8 protein-coding genes, 1 tRNA gene and 1 pseudogene are annotated in these 16895 nt (G+C 67.9%); 5 read left to right on the forward strand and 5 right to left on the reverse strand.

Annotated features, from left to right (window positions below; translation table 11 throughout):
* Nucleotides 1–2143: type I polyketide synthase (locus tag D7Y21_RS15835; RefSeq protein ID WP_147469295.1), on the reverse strand; the 2143-nt coding region annotated here is incomplete at its 3' end.
* Nucleotides 2144–2409: 266 nt separating this feature from the next.
* Between D7Y21_RS15835 and D7Y21_RS15840 the strand changes: the two genes are divergently transcribed.
* The 4 genes from D7Y21_RS15840 (at nt 2410) to D7Y21_RS15855 (ending at nt 7369) form a co-directional block, all read left to right on the forward strand.
* The gene (locus tag D7Y21_RS15840) at nt 2410–5283 is read left to right on the forward strand and encodes a hypothetical protein (protein WP_121714145.1); all 2874 of its coding nucleotides are present in this window, start codon (nt 2410–2412) and stop codon (nt 5281–5283) included.
* A gap of 46 nt (nt 5284–5329) precedes the next feature.
* The gene (locus D7Y21_RS15845; RefSeq protein WP_147443228.1) at nt 5330–5818 is read left to right on the forward strand and encodes a hypothetical protein; all 489 of its coding nucleotides are present in this window, start codon (nt 5330–5332) and stop codon (nt 5816–5818) included.
* Between the two features lie 96 nt (nt 5819–5914).
* Entirely contained in the window at nt 5915–7165 is a 1251-nt protein-coding gene (locus D7Y21_RS15850; RefSeq protein WP_120564158.1) for an Hsp70 family protein, read from the forward strand.
* A 118-nt stretch (nt 7166–7283) separates the two neighbouring features.
* Nucleotides 7284–7369: transfer RNA gene (locus D7Y21_RS15855), tRNA-Leu, on the forward strand.
* Between the two features lie 27 nt (nt 7370–7396).
* On the opposite strand, the pseudogene D7Y21_RS42705 reads toward D7Y21_RS15855, so the two are convergent.
* Together D7Y21_RS42705 and D7Y21_RS43640 are read right to left on the reverse strand one after the other, a co-directional pair.
* Nucleotides 7397–7822: pseudogene (locus D7Y21_RS42705) on the reverse strand (tyrosine-type recombinase/integrase); the annotation flags it as partial.
* 152 nt (nt 7823–7974) lie between these two features.
* Nucleotides 7975–11682 (reverse strand): kelch repeat-containing protein, encoded by a 3708-nt coding sequence (locus D7Y21_RS43640; protein WP_370038698.1) that lies wholly within the window; start codon nt 11680–11682, stop codon nt 7975–7977.
* A gap of 491 nt (nt 11683–12173) precedes the next feature.
* On the opposite strand from D7Y21_RS43640, the gene D7Y21_RS15870 reads away from it, so the two are divergent.
* Nucleotides 12174–12479, forward strand: coding sequence for a hypothetical protein (locus D7Y21_RS15870; protein ID WP_120564160.1), 306 nt, complete (start codon nt 12174–12176; stop codon nt 12477–12479).
* Nucleotides 12480–12482: 3 nt separating this feature from the next.
* Here the strand turns inward: D7Y21_RS15870 and D7Y21_RS15875 are convergent, their stop codons facing one another.
* Together D7Y21_RS15875 and D7Y21_RS15880 are read right to left on the reverse strand one after the other, a co-directional pair.
* Nucleotides 12483–13457, reverse strand: a complete 975-nt coding sequence (locus D7Y21_RS15875; protein WP_199724383.1) for an NADP-dependent oxidoreductase — start codon at nt 13455–13457, stop codon at nt 12483–12485.
* 135 nt (nt 13458–13592) lie between these two features.
* Nucleotides 13593–16589: a DEAD/DEAH box helicase gene (locus tag D7Y21_RS15880; protein WP_121714149.1), complete on the reverse strand. Its 2997-nt coding sequence runs from the start codon at nt 16587–16589 to the stop codon at nt 13593–13595.
* Between the last annotated feature and the right edge of the window lie 306 nt (nt 16590–16895).

Genomic DNA, 16895 nt, shown 5'->3' on the forward strand with positions numbered 1-16895 from the left:
CGGGAGGCAGCGAGGCCATGGCGCGGGAGCGGGCGAGCACCAGGAGGTAGGCGTCGTGAAGGGAGAGGACGCCGGCGAGGTGGGCTGCGAGGTACTCGCCAATGGAGTGGCCGATGAGGGCGGAGGGCGAGACGCCGAGGCTGAGCCAGAGGCGGCTCAGGGCGTACTGGAAGGCGAAGAGGGAGGGCTGGGCCAGGCCCGTGTCGCGCAGGGCGGCGTCAGGGGAGTCGAAGACGAGGGAGGTGAGGGACTGGCCCGCGGTGGAGTCGCGGTGAAGGGCGGCCAGCTCGTCGAAGGCGGAGCGGAAGGAGGCGAAGCGCTGGTAGAGGGCGCGGCCCATGCCGGCGTACTGGGCGCCCTGGCCACTCAAGGCGAAGGCGAGGCGTGGGCGGCCGGAGGAGGGGGCGCTGCCGCGCAGGACGCAGGAGGAGAGGCGGCCGGAGGCGAGGTCGAGCAGGCCCTGGGCGAGCTGCTGGGAGGTGCGGCCCACGACGGCGCCGCGCTCGCGGAAGAGGGCGCGGCCGGTGCAGGTGCTGTAGGCCCAGTCGCGAGGGCAAGCGGAGCCGGAGGCGAGGGCCGAGGCGTGGCGCTGGGCCAGTTCCTTGAGCGCCGCGTCGTTCTTGGCCGACAGCGCGATGCACACCGGCTCGTCTTCCGCGGGGGCAGCGTCCTCTTCCGGCTCCGCGGGGGCCTGCTCCAGGATGCAGTGGGCGTTGCTGCCGCTGATGCCGAAGGAACTCACCGCGGCGCGCCGGGGCCGCCCCGTGCTCGGCCAGGGAAGGAGACGATCCGCGACCTGGATCGGAACATGCTCCCAGTCGATCTCCCGGTTGGGCGTGGAGAAGTTGAGCTGAGGCGCGATCTCGCCATGCTCCACGGCCAGCGCCGTCTTGATGAAGGCCAAGAGGCCCGCGGCGGCTTCCAGGTGGCCGAAGTTGGTCTTCACCGAGCCGACGAACAGCGGGGTGGTGCGGCCGGCATAGGTGGTGGCGATGGCCTCGACCTCGATCGGGTCGCCCAGGCGGGTGCCAGTGCCGTGTGCCTCCAGGTAGTCGATATCGTTCGGGCCGAGCCGCGCCGCCTTCAGGGTGTCGCTGAGGAGCTGATGCTGCGCCTTGCCATTGGGGGCCGTGAGACCATTGCCGCCACCGTTGTGGTTGCTGGCGGAGGCGCGCAGGAGGGCGCGGACGCGGCCCTGATGAGCCTTGGCCTCCGGCAGCCGCCGGAGCACGACCGCGGCGACTCCCTCTCCCTGGACGAAGCCGTCGGCGGAGTCATCGAAGGCCCGGCAGACGCCCGTGGGCGACAGCGCGCTGATGCGGCTGCGAAGGATGGGATTGAGGGGGGAGAGGATGAGGTTGACGCCCGCCACGATGGCGATGTCGCTCTCGCCCGTGCGCAGGCTCTGCGCGGCCAGGTGGAGCGCCACCAGTGAGGACGAACAGGACGTGTCAACCTGCAGTGCCGGGCCATTGAAGCCCAGGAGATAGGAGATGCGGCCCGCGCTGACGCTGCGACTGGTTCCCAGGCTCGTGTAGGCGGTCAGCAGATCGAGCCGGCGGTCGTCCACGGTGAGCTGGTAATAGTCGTCCGTGCTCATCCCGATGAAGACACCGGTCTTGAGCTGCCTCAGCCGCTCAATGGGAAGGCCCGCGTCCTCGATTGCTTCCCAGACGACCTCCAACAGCAGCCGGTGCTGCGGGTCCATGTCGGCCGCCTCACGGGCCGAGATGCCGAAGAACGCGGGGTCGAATTCGTCGATGCGGTCAAGGTACCCGCCGTACTTCGTGTACGTCTTTGCGGGCTGGTCAGGATTGGGATCGTAGTAGGCTTCCACGTCCCAGCGGCTTTGAGGAGTCTCCCGGATACCGCAGTGACCCGTGCGCAGGGCCTCCCAGAGGCGAGCGGGTGTGTCGATATCGGGGGGCAGTCGACAGCCAATACCCGCGACCGCGATCTCGCAGGGCAGTGGGGCTTGCTGCGCCCGCTCAGGTCGACTGCGCAATCCCTCCAAGAGCGCACTCAGGACCTCCGAGGAGAGCTTCCTGTCCCGCACCAGGGCCTTGAGAGTGTTCTCAAAGGCATGTCCGTTGGGGGCGCCAGTTTCGACCGATCTATCGATTTTGACTGGACTTTCTGCCATGTCCGTTTTTGAACATGGTAAGCGAACCGTGTCAATAGCCAGGCGTGGGGGTGCCCAAGGCTCGCCAGGGTGACGGGTGGCTTGGAAGCGGAGCGTCAAACGTTGATTCTATTGTTGTGGATATTGCCGTTAGGGTGAAATGAGGAGGCGGCCAGGTTGGAATGGACTCATCTCCCCGGCTGCTGCACCCGTGCAGGCCGCGCCCCCTCAGGCTGTGTCTGTCCAATCCACCCGCTCGCGCCTCGAAGTGCGCTAGTGTTGATGGGATGACGATCCACTCAGGGAAGTTGGTCTTTCTGGTGCTGCTGCTCATTGGCTGCCGCAGCCCGAGCCCTTCCTCCGACCCCGTGCCTTCAGACCACGAGCCTGGCTACATTCCCGGCACCGCCGAGGAGTGTCGCCGCTTGCATGCGGCGCTGTTCGAGGACGCGGCGACCATCACCGCATCTCAGCCTCCCGCAAGCTTCGAGGCGCCGCATCTGCCGCTTGAGGCCGGGCTCAACAACCGGCTCCGGGCCTTCCTCGAGCGGCAGTGTTACAAGTTGCCCGGCTGGAGTGGGGAGGACGGTGTCCACCTCACGGGCACACCCACCCAGGGGAGTTCGCACGGCTGGGTGCGTGTCTGGTACTCCCCCGAGGTGAGCGCCTGGCTCCAGCGAGGCCGTCCAGAGAAAGAGGTTCCCGAGCAGGCGATCATCATCAAGGAGACCTTCCGGCCGATTGGCGAGGCCAAGGAGGAGGGCGGCGTGTTCAAGCTGGTGGCCTGGCAGCCGATGATCCGCCGGCCCCAGGACTCGCGCGATGGCTGGTTCTGGAGCGACATCGCCCAGGATGAAGTGCGCCACGGGGTGGTCGCGTGCAGCAGACCTCCGATGGCGTGGACTTCGTCGGAGACGCTTCGCCTCGACAACTGCCGTCCCTTCAACGGCTTCGGCTATCAGGTCTGCCTGCGCTGCCACGCATCGCAGCGTGACTTCACCTTCGCGCAGACCACGCACCTGCCGGCGAGCACCGGCGGCACGCGTGCGCGCACCCAGACGATCTATGACTATCGCCGCGTCTGGCGCGAGGCGGATGCCCAGAATCCCGACAACCACTACGACGATTACAAGAACCAGCCTGCCAGCACCTACATCGCGCCTCATCCGGATCGTGACACGATTCCCCTGGCACTCGGCGGCGCCAATCCGGAATTCGTCGCGCAATACGGCCTTCCGGCCGACGAGAGCGCGCCGTCCGAGGACATCCCGCGCTTCTTCGATCATGTCTTCGCCAAGGCCCCCCAGCAGCAGCCGGACACCTTCCTCACCTCGGATCAATGCTGGAGTTGCCACTCGGGAGTCGGCCACATCGCGCAGGGGTTGGCGGGTGCCGGCTCGTTGCTGGCGCGCGACGGCGAGCTGGCCGAGGGCACACCCCGCTATGCCGATGTCTCGTCCTACGGCGAATGGTCGGTTTCGATGATGGGCCTGGCGGGACGCGATCCCATCTTCCGTGCCCAGCGCGAGTGGGAGGCCCACCACCGGGAGGACTGCGCCGACGACATCACCGACCTCTGCTATAGCTGTCACGGCGCCGCTGGTCAGCGGCAGCTGCGCCTGGACGCGCCTTCACGCAAGTTCGACCACGCCATGGTTTCCGCGCTCGCCGATGCCCCCGACGGCAAATACGGCGCACTCGCGCGCGACGGTGTCTCCTGCTCGGTGTGCCATCAGATGAGTGGCAAGGACCTGGGGACGCCCGCCAGCTACACGGGCAACTGGACGCCGACCGCAGCGGATGACGTGCAGGGGCCGTTCTCCGATGATGTACGTGCCGATCCGATGAAGCGCGCGCTAGGCAAGACGCCGTCGGGGGAGGGCGATCGGAGCCAGGTGGTGAAGAGCTCCGCGCTCTGTGGCTCGTGCCATGTGGTGAAGCTGCCCGTGCGCAAGGTCGGCTCCTGCACCAACGAGCGCTTCTTCTTCGAGCAGGCGACGTTCCTCGAGTGGCGCAACAGCAGCTATCGGGTGAACGACGCGTTCGTCAAGGACGAGGGGCACGCTGGCGCGACGCCGCAACGCTGCCAGGACTGCCATATGCCGAAGAGCTTCGCCGGCAGTCCGCTCAAGAAGAAGATCGCGAGCATCGAGGACACCGACTTCCCGACGGCGAGCATCCCGGGAGCACCTGACGTGCACATGGGAGTGGAGCTCGTGGAGCGCACGCCCTATTCGCGCCACCAGCTCAACGGCATCAACCTGTTCGCGCTCAGCATGTTCGCGCAGGCCCCGCGTGTGTTCGGCCTCGCCGACTACGATTACATGTCCAACCAGCATGGCGAGCCGACGCGCCTGCAGATGAAGACCGCGCTCTTGAGCGGACGCGCCTTCGCCGATGCCTCGGCGGCCGTCGAGATCGGCGTGCCCACGGTGAACGGAGACCACCTCGACTTCACCGTCAAGGTCACCAACAAGGCTGGGCACAAGCTGCCCTCGGGCGTGGCCTTCCGCCGCGCCTTCCTCGAGGTCTCCATCGAGGATGACAGCGGCGGGACGCTGTGGGCCTCGGGCCGGACCAACGGCGCTGGCGCCATCATCGGACATGACGGCGAGGTGCTCGCGAGTGAGCTGGACACCCTCGCGCCCGAGCCCCACCACCAGGTCATCACCCGCGAGGACGAGGTGCAAATCTACGAGGAGCGCATCGCGGATTCCAACGGCAAGCTGACCACGAGCTTCCTGGGGCTCTACCAACCGCTCAAGGACAACCGGCTGTTGCCAACGGGCTGGAAGTCCACCTTCGAGCCCTTGCTGGAGAATGGCAAGCTGCCAGAGGGGCTCGCGCCGCACGGGGTCGACGGCGATCCCGACTACCCCGCCGATGGCTCCGCCGCCTGTGGCTGTGACGTCGTGAGCTACCGCGTGCCTCTCTCCGCCATCTCCCACCACGCGCGGGTGCGCGCGCGGCTGCACTATCAGGCCATCCCGCCGTATTACCTGCGCGACCGCTTCAGTGTCCCCTTGCCGGACGCGCGGCGCCTCTACCAGATCGCGAGCCACCTCGACACCACGAGCGCGACGAGCGTCATTCCTGGTTGGAAGTTGCCGCTCACGGAGGCCGTCCGCCCGTCGCGTGAGGTGTCTGGGGCGCGGCGGTGATGAGGACACGCGGAATCATCTCGATACAAGACATGGGGTGCCTGAAATGAGTGCGAAGAGATTGACCTCCGAGGACAAGACCCAGATTCATGGGATGCGGGGCGAGCGATTCCAGTCGCTGCTCGAGGGGCTCGAAGCCGAGCGCGACAGCCTGCTGGCCACGATGAGCGAGAACAACCGTCCCTTTCTGGAGAAGGGCATGGAGGCGCGGCGCAAGACGCTCCTCCTGGGGCTGGAGGCCGCGAGGAATTCGCGGCTGCGGCTCTTCCAGGCGGATGAGCCCATCGACGTGGGTGCGTTGGTCCAGGTGCGCTTCATGGACGAGCGGGAGAACGCCGTGGAGTGGCGGTGGATCACGCCTCCTTCGGAGACGGACAAGCCCTTCGCTTATTCCGGCACCGAGATTGTCTTCAACCGGGGCGGGCTGGGCTCGGGTTCGATGCTCATCGGACGCAAGGCGGGCGCCCGCATGGAGGTGCCGGGCGACAGCTGTTCCGAGCCCGATGTCGAGATCGAGATTCTCGCCGTTCTCTGAGCGTCCGGGGGAGGGCCGGGGGCTGCACTGGAGCCTGGGTTGGACTGGCACTCGGCGCTATCCATCTCCGCGATTTGCACGTAGAGGAAGAGCCCTATGCCTGTCTGTGGACTCGACTTCGGAACCAGCAATTCGGCCCTCGCCCTTCCTGACGGAAGGGTGCTGCCCGTTTCTACCGGTTACAGCGACCCGCGCCTCTACCGCTCCGTCATCTTCTTTCCCGAGGACGAGCGCGACGCGTACACGGGGGCCCCCGCCATCTCGCGCTACCTGGACGACCCCGCGGGCCGCTTCATCCAGTCCGTGAAGTCTTTCCTTCACAGCAGCTCCTTCCGCGCCACGCAGATTCACGAGCGCACCTGGCTCATCGAGGAGCTGGCGGCGCTGTTGTTGCGCCGGGTGCGCGAAGCCGCGGCGCCCCACATGGGCGGGGCTCCCGAGCGTGTCGTGCTCGGCCGCCCCGCGCTCTTCTCCTCGGACCCCGAGGCGGATGCGCTCGCCGAGCAGCGCCTGCGCCGGGCCGCGGAGCTCGCGGGCTTCACCCACGTCCAGTTCCTGATCGAGCCCATCGCCGCCGCGCTCTCCTACGAAGCCCAGCTCACCCAGGACGAGCTGGTGCTGGTGGCCGACTTCGGCGCCGGCACCACGGACCTCACGCTGATGCGGCTGGGGCCCTCGCGACGAGGCCAGCCGGACCGCAAGATGGATGTGATTGGTTCCACCGGTGTGCGCATCGGCGGTGACCGCTTCGACGCGGAGATCATGCGCCACTCGCTGCTGCCGCGTTTTGGCGCGGGCTCGACCTACCGGGTGCGAGGCGTGAGCGACAAGCGGCTGCCCGTGCCCCAGCACGTCATGGCCAAGCTGCTCTCCTGGCATGAAATGTCCTTCATCCGCAAGAAGGCCACCCAGGAGCTGCTGGAGTTGATGCTCGTCTCCAGTGACAAGCCCGACGAGGCGAAGGCGCTGTATGACCTCGTCATGGAGAACCTGGGCTACCGCCTCTTCCGGGCCATCGAGGCCGCCAAGGTGCGGCTGTCGTCCGAGGACGAGACGGTGCTGGAGTTCGACGAGGCGCGCATCCACCTGCGCGAGCGCATCACCCGGGCCGATTTCGAGGCTGCCAGCGAGCCGCTGCTTCAGGAACTGCGCCAGGTGACCGAGGGCCTGCTGGAGCGCTGCGCGGGCGCCGGAGAGGTGGACGCGGTCTTCCTCACGGGCGGCTCCTCGCAGATCCCCGCCGTGCGTCGGCTCTACATTGAACGCTTCGGGGAGGGCCGCGTGCGCACCCGCGATGCCTTCACCTCCGTGGCCGAGGGCCTGGGACGCGCCTCCGCCGCGCTGTGAACAGGCGCGGTTTTTCCGCTATCCTGGAACCGCTCTTGCTGCGTGGCGCCTCTCGCATCTGGTAGGTTCCATGACCGGACACGGCGGGGCACGGAGCTGGAGGTGCCAACAGGACGACGCACGAGTGGCGGAACTGGCAGACGCAGCGGACTTAAAATCCGCTGACTCGTAAGAGTCGTCCGGGTTCGATCCCCGGCTCGTGCACTTCTTCGGTCAGTCGTTACAGGTGATTTAGTGGCTGCCTCCGCCTGTGTCGCACGCTGGCGCAAGGGGCTGGTCAAGGACGCTGACCGCCGCCCTCCGCGTGTCAGGGCTCAGGTAGGCATCGCGCGTCGTCATCTCGATCGTGGAATGGCCCATCAGCTCCTCAATGACCTTCAGCGGTACGCCGCGCATGGCGAGATGACTTCCGTAGCTGTGGCGCAGGTCGTGCCAGCCGATTTGCCCCACTTCACGGATGACGCCTGCCGCTCGGAGAGCATGGCTCAGCGGTGCCGCCATCTTGCCTTTGGTGAGAGGTCGGCCACCCTCCTGGCGGAACACGAAGCGGCCCCGCAGGTGCTGGTGGGGCTTGAGGGCATCCACGGATGCAAGCAATTCGACCGCCCGCTCGTGTCCGCCCTTTGGCAATCCCTCCACCCCGCGCCAGATGATTCGGTCATGGGGCTGATCCGGCTCCGGGTTCCGGAGGACGAGCAGACCGGCCCCTCCCTCAGTATGAAGCTTTGGACGGATGTCAGGTGGCGGGCGTTGGTGACGGCGGCGGTGATGACCGGGGGATTCGCGTTCTCTCGTCGTGATCAACTCATTCAGCGCATGATGTTCGTGAGCCGTCTCCCTGTCCTGCTGACGGGGACATCCTGGCGCAGGAACCCAACATTGCCCGAGGCAGGGCTGAATACCTCCGCTGTCGGGAGAGGGGTGCCGAAATTGAGCCCTCCCGTGACGAGCACCGTGCCGTTGGGTAGCAGCGTCGCCGTGTGGGCATAGCGAGGTTGAGCCATCGAGTCGGCAGTATTCCAGGTGCCTGTGATGGGGTCATACACCTCCGCTGTCGCAAGGTAGGCGCTACCCGCCGTACCCCCTGCAACGAGGAGGAGGCCATTGGGCAGCAACGTGGCAGTGTGAAACACCCGGGACTGGATCATGGAGTTGGTCGCGCTCCACGCTCCCGAAGCCGGGTCGTACACCTCCGCAGTCGCAAGGGGACCATTACCTCCGTCGCCTCCCGCAACGAGCACCGTGCCGGCGGGCAGCAGCGTCGCTGTGTGTTGGGAGCGAGGTTGGGCCAGGGAGCCCGTTCCGCTCCAAGTACCTGAGGCAGGGTCGTATATCTCTGTCGTCGCGGGGGAACCGCTAGGGCCGCCTCCACCCGCGACGAGAACCTTGCCATTGGGCAGCAGCGTGGCTGTGTGCGCCCCGCGAGGCTGGGCCATGGAGCCGGTCGCGCTCCAGGTGCCCAAAGCAGGGTCATACACCTCCGCGGCCGCGAGGGTGCTGGTGACGCTGACTCCCCCCGTGACGAGCACCTTGCCATTGGGCAGCAGCGTCGCCGTGTGGAGCCAGCGGGGCTGTGCCATGGAGCCGGTCGCGATCCAGGTCCCCGAGGCCGGGTCATAGACCTCCGCCGTCGCGAGGGAGAAGCTACCGCCAAATCCTCCTGCGACAAGGACCTTGCCATCGGGCAGCCGCGTCGCCGTGTGGCTCCAGCGGGACTGCGCCAGGGCGCCGGTCGCGCTCCAGGCACCCGAGGCCGGGTCATAGACCTCCGCCGTCGCGGGGCTCCCGAGCAAGTTGGCTCCTCCTGCGACGAGCACCCTGCCGCTGGGCAGCAGCGTCGCCGTGTGCGACTGGCGAGGCTCGGCCATGGAGTCCGTCGAGGTCCATTCTCCTGAGAATGGGCAGACTGGCAGCCCCGTCACCGAAAAACTCCGCGCGACCGCGAGGTTGAAGGCGTTGGTGACGGTGGCGGTGATGGTCGGGGAGGTGCCGGCATTGACACAGGTGGGAGCTGTCCAGGTGACGTGGCTGTTGGAAGCTCCGTTGGTGGGGGGGCCCAGCGAGCCGGTGTTGGCCTCCCAGGAGAAGCAGAGGGCAGAGCCCTCTGGATCGCTGGCAACCACCTCGCAGGTGATCTCCTGGCCTGCTGTAGCCGTGTCCGAGGATTGCGAGGAGCGGGTGATCACGGGAGGGAGCCCGGCGCTCAAGGTCGGGTCGTACACCTTCGCCGTCGCGAGCTCGCCGTCTATCCCAGTTCCCCCCGCGACAAGAACCTTGCCGTTGATCAGCAGCGTCGCCGTGTGAAAAACGCGAGACTCGGCCATGCAGCCAGCCGAACTCCAGGCGCCCGAGGTCGGGTCATACATCTCAGCAAGTGCGAGGCTCGCGCCGAGGTTTTCTCCGCCTGTGACGAGGACCTCACCGCGGGTCAGCAGCGTTGCCGTGGGCAGATTGCGAGGTGACGCCATGGAGCCAGCAGCGCTCCACGTGCCCGAAGCCGGGTCATACTCCTCCGCCGTCGCGAGGCGACTGGCGAAGGAGATTCCTCCCAGGACGAGGAGCTTACCGTTGGGCAGTAGTGTCGCCGCATGTTGGGTGCGGGGGTCGGCCATGGAGTGGGTCGTGCTCCAGGTGCCCGAGTCCGGGTCGTACACCTCCGCCGTCGCGAGCTCGCTACTGGTGGAGTTCTGTCCTCCAGCAACGAGAACCTTGCCATTGGGCAGCAGCGTGGCTGTGTGCGCGCCGCGAGGCTGGGCCATGGAGCCGGTCGCGCTCCAGGTACCTGAGGCCGGGTCATACACCTCCGCCGTCGCGAGGGTGCTGCTGACGCTGAATCCCCCCGTGACGAGCACCTTGCCGTTGGGCAGCAGCGTCGCCGTGTGGTTCGAGCGGGGCTGGGCCATGGAACCGGTCGCGCTCCAGGCACCCGAGGCAGGGTCATAGACCTCCGCCATCGCAAGCTCGCCGTTCTCGTGTCCTCCCGCGACGAGCACCTTGCCACTGGGCAGCAGCGTCGCCGTGTGGAACTCCCGAGGCTGGGTCATGGAGCCGGTCACGCTCCAGGTGCCCGAGGCCGGGTCATACACCTCCACCGTCGTGGAGAGGCCGCTCGAGTTGTCGCCCCCCGCGACGAGAACCCTGCTGTCAGGCAGCAGCGTCGCCGTGTGGCGCCATCGAGGCTCGGCCATGGAACCCGTCGCGGCCCATCCCCCCGAGGGGGTGCAGGCTGGCAGTCCCGTCACTGAAAAAGATCGCGTGGCCGTGAGGTTGAACGCATTGGTGACGGTGACGGCGATGGTCGGAGGGGTGTTGGCACTGACGCAGGAGGGGGCTGTCCAGGTGATGCGGCTGTGAGAGGTGCTGGTGTCCGGCGAGCCCAGCGAGCCGGTGTTGGTGCTCCAGGCGAAGGAGAGGGCAGAGCCCTCTGGATCGCTGGCAGCCACCTCATAGGTGAGAACCTGGCCCGCGGTGGCGGTGTCCGAGGAGCGGTAGGAGCGAACGATGACGGGAGGAAGGTGGTTGACGGGGGGCGTGTTGCGGACACACAGCGCGACAGTGCCGGTGGTCAGTCCGCCGCGCCCATCTGAGACCGAGACCGTCAGGTGGCAGTTGTTGCACGCGCCCGCGGGCAGCAGCGAGGGCGTGAACTGGGCGGAGCTGGAAGAGGCGTTGGCCCAGGAGCCGGCGCAGGTCGCGCTCCAGGAGTAGGAGAGGCTCTCTCCATCAGGATCGGAAGCGCCGACGGAGACGGAGGTCGGTTGCCCCACCACGAGCTGCGTGGGGGTGGCACTGAGTGAGGTCACCCGGGGAGAACTGTTGAAGGAGATGGACAACCTCGCATCTCCCTCTGCTCCGCTCGGGGTCACGTTGACGGCGAGGAGGATGCTCGAGGACAGACCGCGAGAGTCCGTCGAGGTGAAAGTGAGGGTTTGAATGCCGGGAGATTCAGGCGCTATCCAGTAGGTGGTGGTCGCGGCGGGAGAGGAGAAGGCGCCCGCGGTGGCGCTCCACGCGTAGGAGAGCGTGTCGCCAGGATTGGGATCGTGCGCCGTGGCTGCCAGCAGGAGGGGGCGGCCCATGGGCACCGAGGTGGCAGACGTCACCAGGGAGTCAATGACTGGCGCCTCATTGTCGAACGGAGGCGGACGATTGACCTGCTGGAGGGTGATGGCGACCAGGGTCGTCTGGCTCGCGGAAATGGTGACGCCGGTGACGGAGCCCTCGAAGCGCAGGGTGCCCGAGGCGTCGAAGGACTGGGCGAGGAAGGAGCGGTCAGGGCCGGCGAGAATGTTGCCGATTGTGCCGCCCCAGGCGCCATCCGTAGGGGCCAGGTCCACGGTCACGGAGGGGATGTCCGGGCCGCTCGAGGTGACGGAGACGCGCGAGATATCCGAGGAGAGGGCCTGAGGCACGGCGACGACAAACCGCGCCGAGCCGGTGTCGGACGAGGATGCGGAGCAGCCCAGCAGCAGCGCCAGCCCGAGCGACAGCACCAGCGAAGTTGAAGCTCTCCTCATGAGGCAGCCTCCGGCGTTCCCAGTCCCTTGGGACGAAGGGCACTCTCAGGGATCGCGGGAGGCACTGCCTATTGCCCCTGCGGACGCAGTTTGAGTCTAGTTGCGCTCGGTGAAGCTGGGGCAATGCAATGGACTTCGGGCACAGGTGGCGGAGGGCTTCGCACCCGGGGACCAGGTCATTGTCCACCGAGGGAACAGCGTCCGAAACGGCGTGTCCGACTCCGGGTGACGCCCTCCGCGACGATGCACTGCTGGGGTTCCGTAGGCCCTCCCAGCTGTCGAGGCCCCTGTTCAAAGGGAAGGGGAGGTTCTGCCCACGACGCTGCTCGGGCACGCGGCCGTGCAGCACTGGTTTGGTGGGCAGTGGACGTGGAGGCAAGGATGACGGGTAACCTCACCGGGTCCGATCCCCGGCTCGTGCAAGTGAATTCGCGTCAGGTGTCTGGCTTTCATTCAAGCGGTCAGGGTTCTTCGCCGCTATCCTTGTCACCATGACCGGCCCACGCCCCAAGACCTGTGCGACGTGCGGACGCGTCATCGCCGCGCACGCCGTGTACTACCGCTTCAGTCTGGTGTTGGAAGGGGAGCAGGACCTGCTCGACCCTTCGGATGACCTGGAGGGCAATCCCGCGGAGGCGCTCGCGGCGCTGGTCCGACGGCTGGATGAAGGCTCCGCGGACCCCGGTGAGCTGGAGGCGCAGGTGCACTGGGAGCGCACCGGGGTCGTCTGCTCGGAATGCCGCTCCGTGGCGGTGCGGATGCTCAGCACCCCCACGGATGACACTGGACCGCATTGAGCGTCATTGGATCTTCATCGCGTACTTGCCCAGGTGGTGCTTGAGCACCTCCTGCTGGGCCTTCGCGGCTTCTTCCAACGCGTAGAGCCGGCCAATCTCCAGATGGAAGGGCCCCGCCTCAATCAATTCGTTGAGCCGCTTCATCACTTGCGGATTGGGGATGCCGTCGTAGGCCTTGGTTTCGACTCCCTCCGGGCCCTTGGGCGCCGGCTCCACGCCGTTCGGGTAGGCGATGCGCCCTCCCTTGCGGACATTGCGGAGCAGGGGCTCGGCGGCGTCTCCCCGGGCCAGCACCAGCGCCGCGTCGAAGCCGTCTGGCGCGAATTCCCGGCAGACCTTCTCCAGGTCCTCCTGGTGGCCTTCCGCGACTGCGTCCGCTCCGAGCCTCTTGGCCAATTCAACGCCGTCCTGTCCGGACGCGACCGCCAGCACCTTCGCTCCCAGCCTCTTCGCGAGCTGCACGGCGATGTGTCCGATTCCTCCGCTGGCCCCGAAGATGAGCAGCTTCTGCCCTGACTTGAGCTGGAGGTGCTCCTCCAGGCCCAGGAGCCCGGTGAGTCCGTCCGCGGCGAGCCCCGCCGCCTGCTCCACCTTCAACCCCTTGGGCACCTTCGCCGCCTGGTCCGCCTTCACGGCGACGTACTCCGCGTAGAAGCCTCCCTTGTTGCTCATGAACGCGGAGCCGTAGACCTGGTCGCCGACCTTGAGGTCCTTCACGTTCTTGCCCACCGCGGCGATTTCTCCCGCGCCGTCGGCTCCGGGCACGTAGGGGAATTTCGGGCCGCCTGGGATCATCTCGGCCATCTGGCCCTCGCGCTCCATCCAATCCCAGGCACCGATTCCCGCCGCCGCGACGCGCAGGAGCACTTCGTCGTCGCCACAGGTGGGAACGGAGATGGTCTTGATGCCCAGGACCTCCGGGCCGCCGAAGCGGTCGAGCGCCGCGGCCCTCATCTTTTCGGGAATGGATGCTGGCATGCTGTGACTCCCTCTCGGATTGAAACTTGTCCTCCGAGACGATGCGCATGCTCCTCGTGACGTCCAGCGTCACCGGCCCCACGCAGGCACGGCGGGGGAGGGGACTGCCGCCTTCCACCCCGCCGCGGAATGGACTCAATCCAAGAGCTGCATGAGGTCCGCTCGCGTGAGCGCGGCGCCTCCCGAGGCGCCTCCGAGCGCGGCTTCGAAGAGGGCTCGCTTCTTCTCCTGCAAGAGGAGGATCTTCTCCTCCACCGTCCCCTGGGACACCATCCGGTACACCATCACCGGCCGCTGCTGCCCGATGCGGTGCGCCCGGTCCGCCGCCTGTGCTTCCACTGACGGGTTCCACCACGGATCCACCAGGAAGACGTGGTCCGCCGCCGTGAGGTTGAGCCCCGTCGCTCCCGCCTTCAACGAGATGAGCATCACGGGCGCTCCCTTCTCGTCCTGGAAGGATGCCGCCACCGCGCCCCGGTTCGCTGTGCTTCCGTCCAGGCGGATGAAGCCGATGTCCGCGTCGCTCAGCGCGGGCTCGATGAGGTCCAACATCGACGTCCACTGCGAGAAGACCAGCGCCTTGTGCCCGTCCGCCACCGCCGTGCCGAGCGCCTCCACCAACGCCTGCACCTTGGAGGACGTCCTCGCCTGCTGCCCCGGCACCAGCGCCGGGTGACAGGCCGCCTGCCTCAACCTCAGCAGCGCCTCCAACGCCTTCAGCACGCTGCCGCCCTCCTCGAGCTGCGACACCACCTCCTCGCGCGTCGCGGCGTGGACCGCGTCGTAGATGGCGCGCTCCTGCTCGGAGAGGGTGACGTGCCGCACGGCCTCCGTGCGCGGTGGCAGTTCGGGCGCCACGTCGCGCTTGAGCCTGCGCAGCACGAAGGGCCGGATGCGCGCGCGCAGGGCCTCCGCGGCGCCCTTCTGGTTCTCCGACACCGGCCGGGACCAGCGCTCCTCGAACGCCTTGCGCCCGCCCAGCAGGCCCCGGTTGGTGAAGTGCATCAGGCTCCACAGCTCCTCGAGCCGGTTCTCGATGGGCGTGCCGCTGAGCGCGATGCGGAAGCCCGCGTCCAGCTCGTATGCCGCTCGCGCCACCTGGCTGTCCGGGTTCTTGATGGCCTGCGCTTCGTCCAGCACCACCGTGTCCCACGTCCTCGCCGCGAGGATGGCCGCGTCCAGGCGCAACAGCGCATACGTGGTGAGCGTCACGTCCGCGGACTCGTCCAACGTGCGCCCCACGCCGTGATAGACAGACACCTTCAGCGACGGGCGGAAGCGCTTCACCTCCGCGTCCCAGTTGGGCAGCACGCTCGTGGGCGCCACCACCAGCGTTCCCCGGCCCAGCGTGCAGATGGTCTGCAGCGTCTTGCCCAGACCCATGTCGTCCGCCAGCACGCCTCCCAGGCCCGCCTGCCTCAGGAAGGTGAGCCAGCTCACGCCCTGCAACTGGTACGGGCGCAGCGTCGCGGTGAGGTCCTTCGGAAGCTGGGGCTCGGGGAGCTTCTCGAAGCCCTGCACCAGGGGCGCGAGCCGCTCCATGACGGGCGGGGCGGGGTGCTCCAAGGCCTCGCACAGGCCAGTGAGCTGGGGGATGGCGTGGTTCGCGAGCCGGCCGTCCCGCTCGCGCGCGGCCAGCAGGTCCGTCACTCGCTGGCCGTGGGCCTTCAGCCAGCCCGTGGGCAGGGGCGCCCAGCCTCCGCCCTCCAGCGGCACCAGCCCCAGGCCTTCCTCCCAGGCCCGCATCACCGCTCCCGCGTCCACGGTGCGCTTCTCTCCGGGGCCCAGGCCCTCCACCTGGAAGTCGAGCGAGAAGCCCACTCGCGGCACACCCGTGTCGGTGGCGGCCGTGTCCAGCGTGAGCATCGGCCTGAGCTTCACGTCCGGGCTGACCACGCCCGCGGCGTTCCCCGTGAGGCCTCCGCGCCACTTGCGCAGCTTGTCCGCGAGCTGCACGGCCTCCTTGCCATGGACCGTCACGCGCCGGCCCGGCGCCATGTTCAGCTCGTCCCTCAGCTGGTGGATGAGCTTCGTCTCCGTGGGCTCGTCGCGCACCGGCGCGGCGCCCTGGAGGTACACCAGCTTCCCATTGTCGATGCGCGCGGTGGGCGGTGAGCCGTACACCAGCGTGGGCAGCACCGAGAGCCCCGTGTCCAGCTTGTCCAACTCCAGCGAGATGCGCGGCTTGAGCGTCCGGTCGATGGGCGGCAGCCGCCGGCTCTTCACGTCCACCGGCATGCGCCTCGCGAAGTCCGGCAGCACCTTGCTCGTCAGGTCCGCCAGCTGCTCCGGGGCGAAGACGCGCTCCTGGGGCAGGTTCTCCAGCCGCGCGCCGGTGAGGGATAGTTCTCCCAGCCGGCAGAGCGCTCCCGCGCACAGCGCGACGCCGGGGCTCACCAGCTCGTTGATGCGCGGATCCTTCTCCACCTTGAGCACGGTCTGCTCGCCCCGGTCCTCGACGGTGACTCGCGGGAGGAGCGGCTCGTTGGAGACGGAGACGAGCGCTCCGTCGAAGAGGACGGTGCGCGCCTTCTCCAGCACGTGCAGCAGGGCGTCCAGCTTGCTCTGCGGCAGCGCTCCCCGGGTGGGCTGCGCGAGCAGCTTGTCCGCGAGCAGATCACACGGATCCACGTGGATGCGCGCGGCCTCCACGGGGCTCTGGAGCACGGACGCGAGGCTCCGGGCCAGCAGCCGCGCGGTGTTGTCCGGCCGGACCACCAGCCGCTCCAACTGGAGGCCTCCGTCCGCGCGCTTGAAGCGGTACACCAGCCGCTCTGTCTTCGGCGTGGCGCCGGGGCGCGGCGCGGCGGCGGCAGGGCCCGGACGGGCAGGAGAGGCCGCCGCCGTGGCCTTCCTTCCTTCCGCCTGGCGCAGGACGATGGCCGCGGCGATGACGTGCTCGCACGGGTCCACCTTCCCCCGGCAGTCGCACTCCCAGATTTCATCCTCGGGGTAGAGGGTCGTGGTGAGCGGGGTGGGGCGGCCGGGGATGCGGACCCGCAGGACGACCTCTTCCTCGTCCACGGACTGCACCGACACGACCCCCGCACGAGACAGGGCCTGTCCGGCGGACCACGTGGCCGGGCCTGACTCCTCCCGGATGGCTTCGAGCAGTTCCGCGAGCGCCGACATACGAGGGGCGATTCCCTAGCCCCGTGCCGCGTCTGGCGCAAGCCACCGGGCGCGTGGCTGTGACACTGAGGGACACACACTGCCGTGCTCCTGTAACCGGCGCCGCTACAGCGGCCACGACACCCGTGTCATCCGCAGCGAGGCCTTCCGAGGAAAGCCCCAAAATCTTGGGATGTGGCGCGGCAGGTGCAGACACACGGACCTGGAACGCGCGTCCGGTGCCTCCCCCTGCATCCGCCTGCCGGGCGCCCGCGTCTCCGTCCGTTGTGAGTGAAGCAGACAGTGTCCCCCACACAGTCGAGGTCC

The sequence above is a fragment of the Corallococcus sp. AB045 genome (assembly GCF_003668895.1).
In the GTDB taxonomy this organism is placed as follows: Bacteria; Myxococcota; Myxococcia; order Myxococcales; family Myxococcaceae; genus Corallococcus; species Corallococcus coralloides.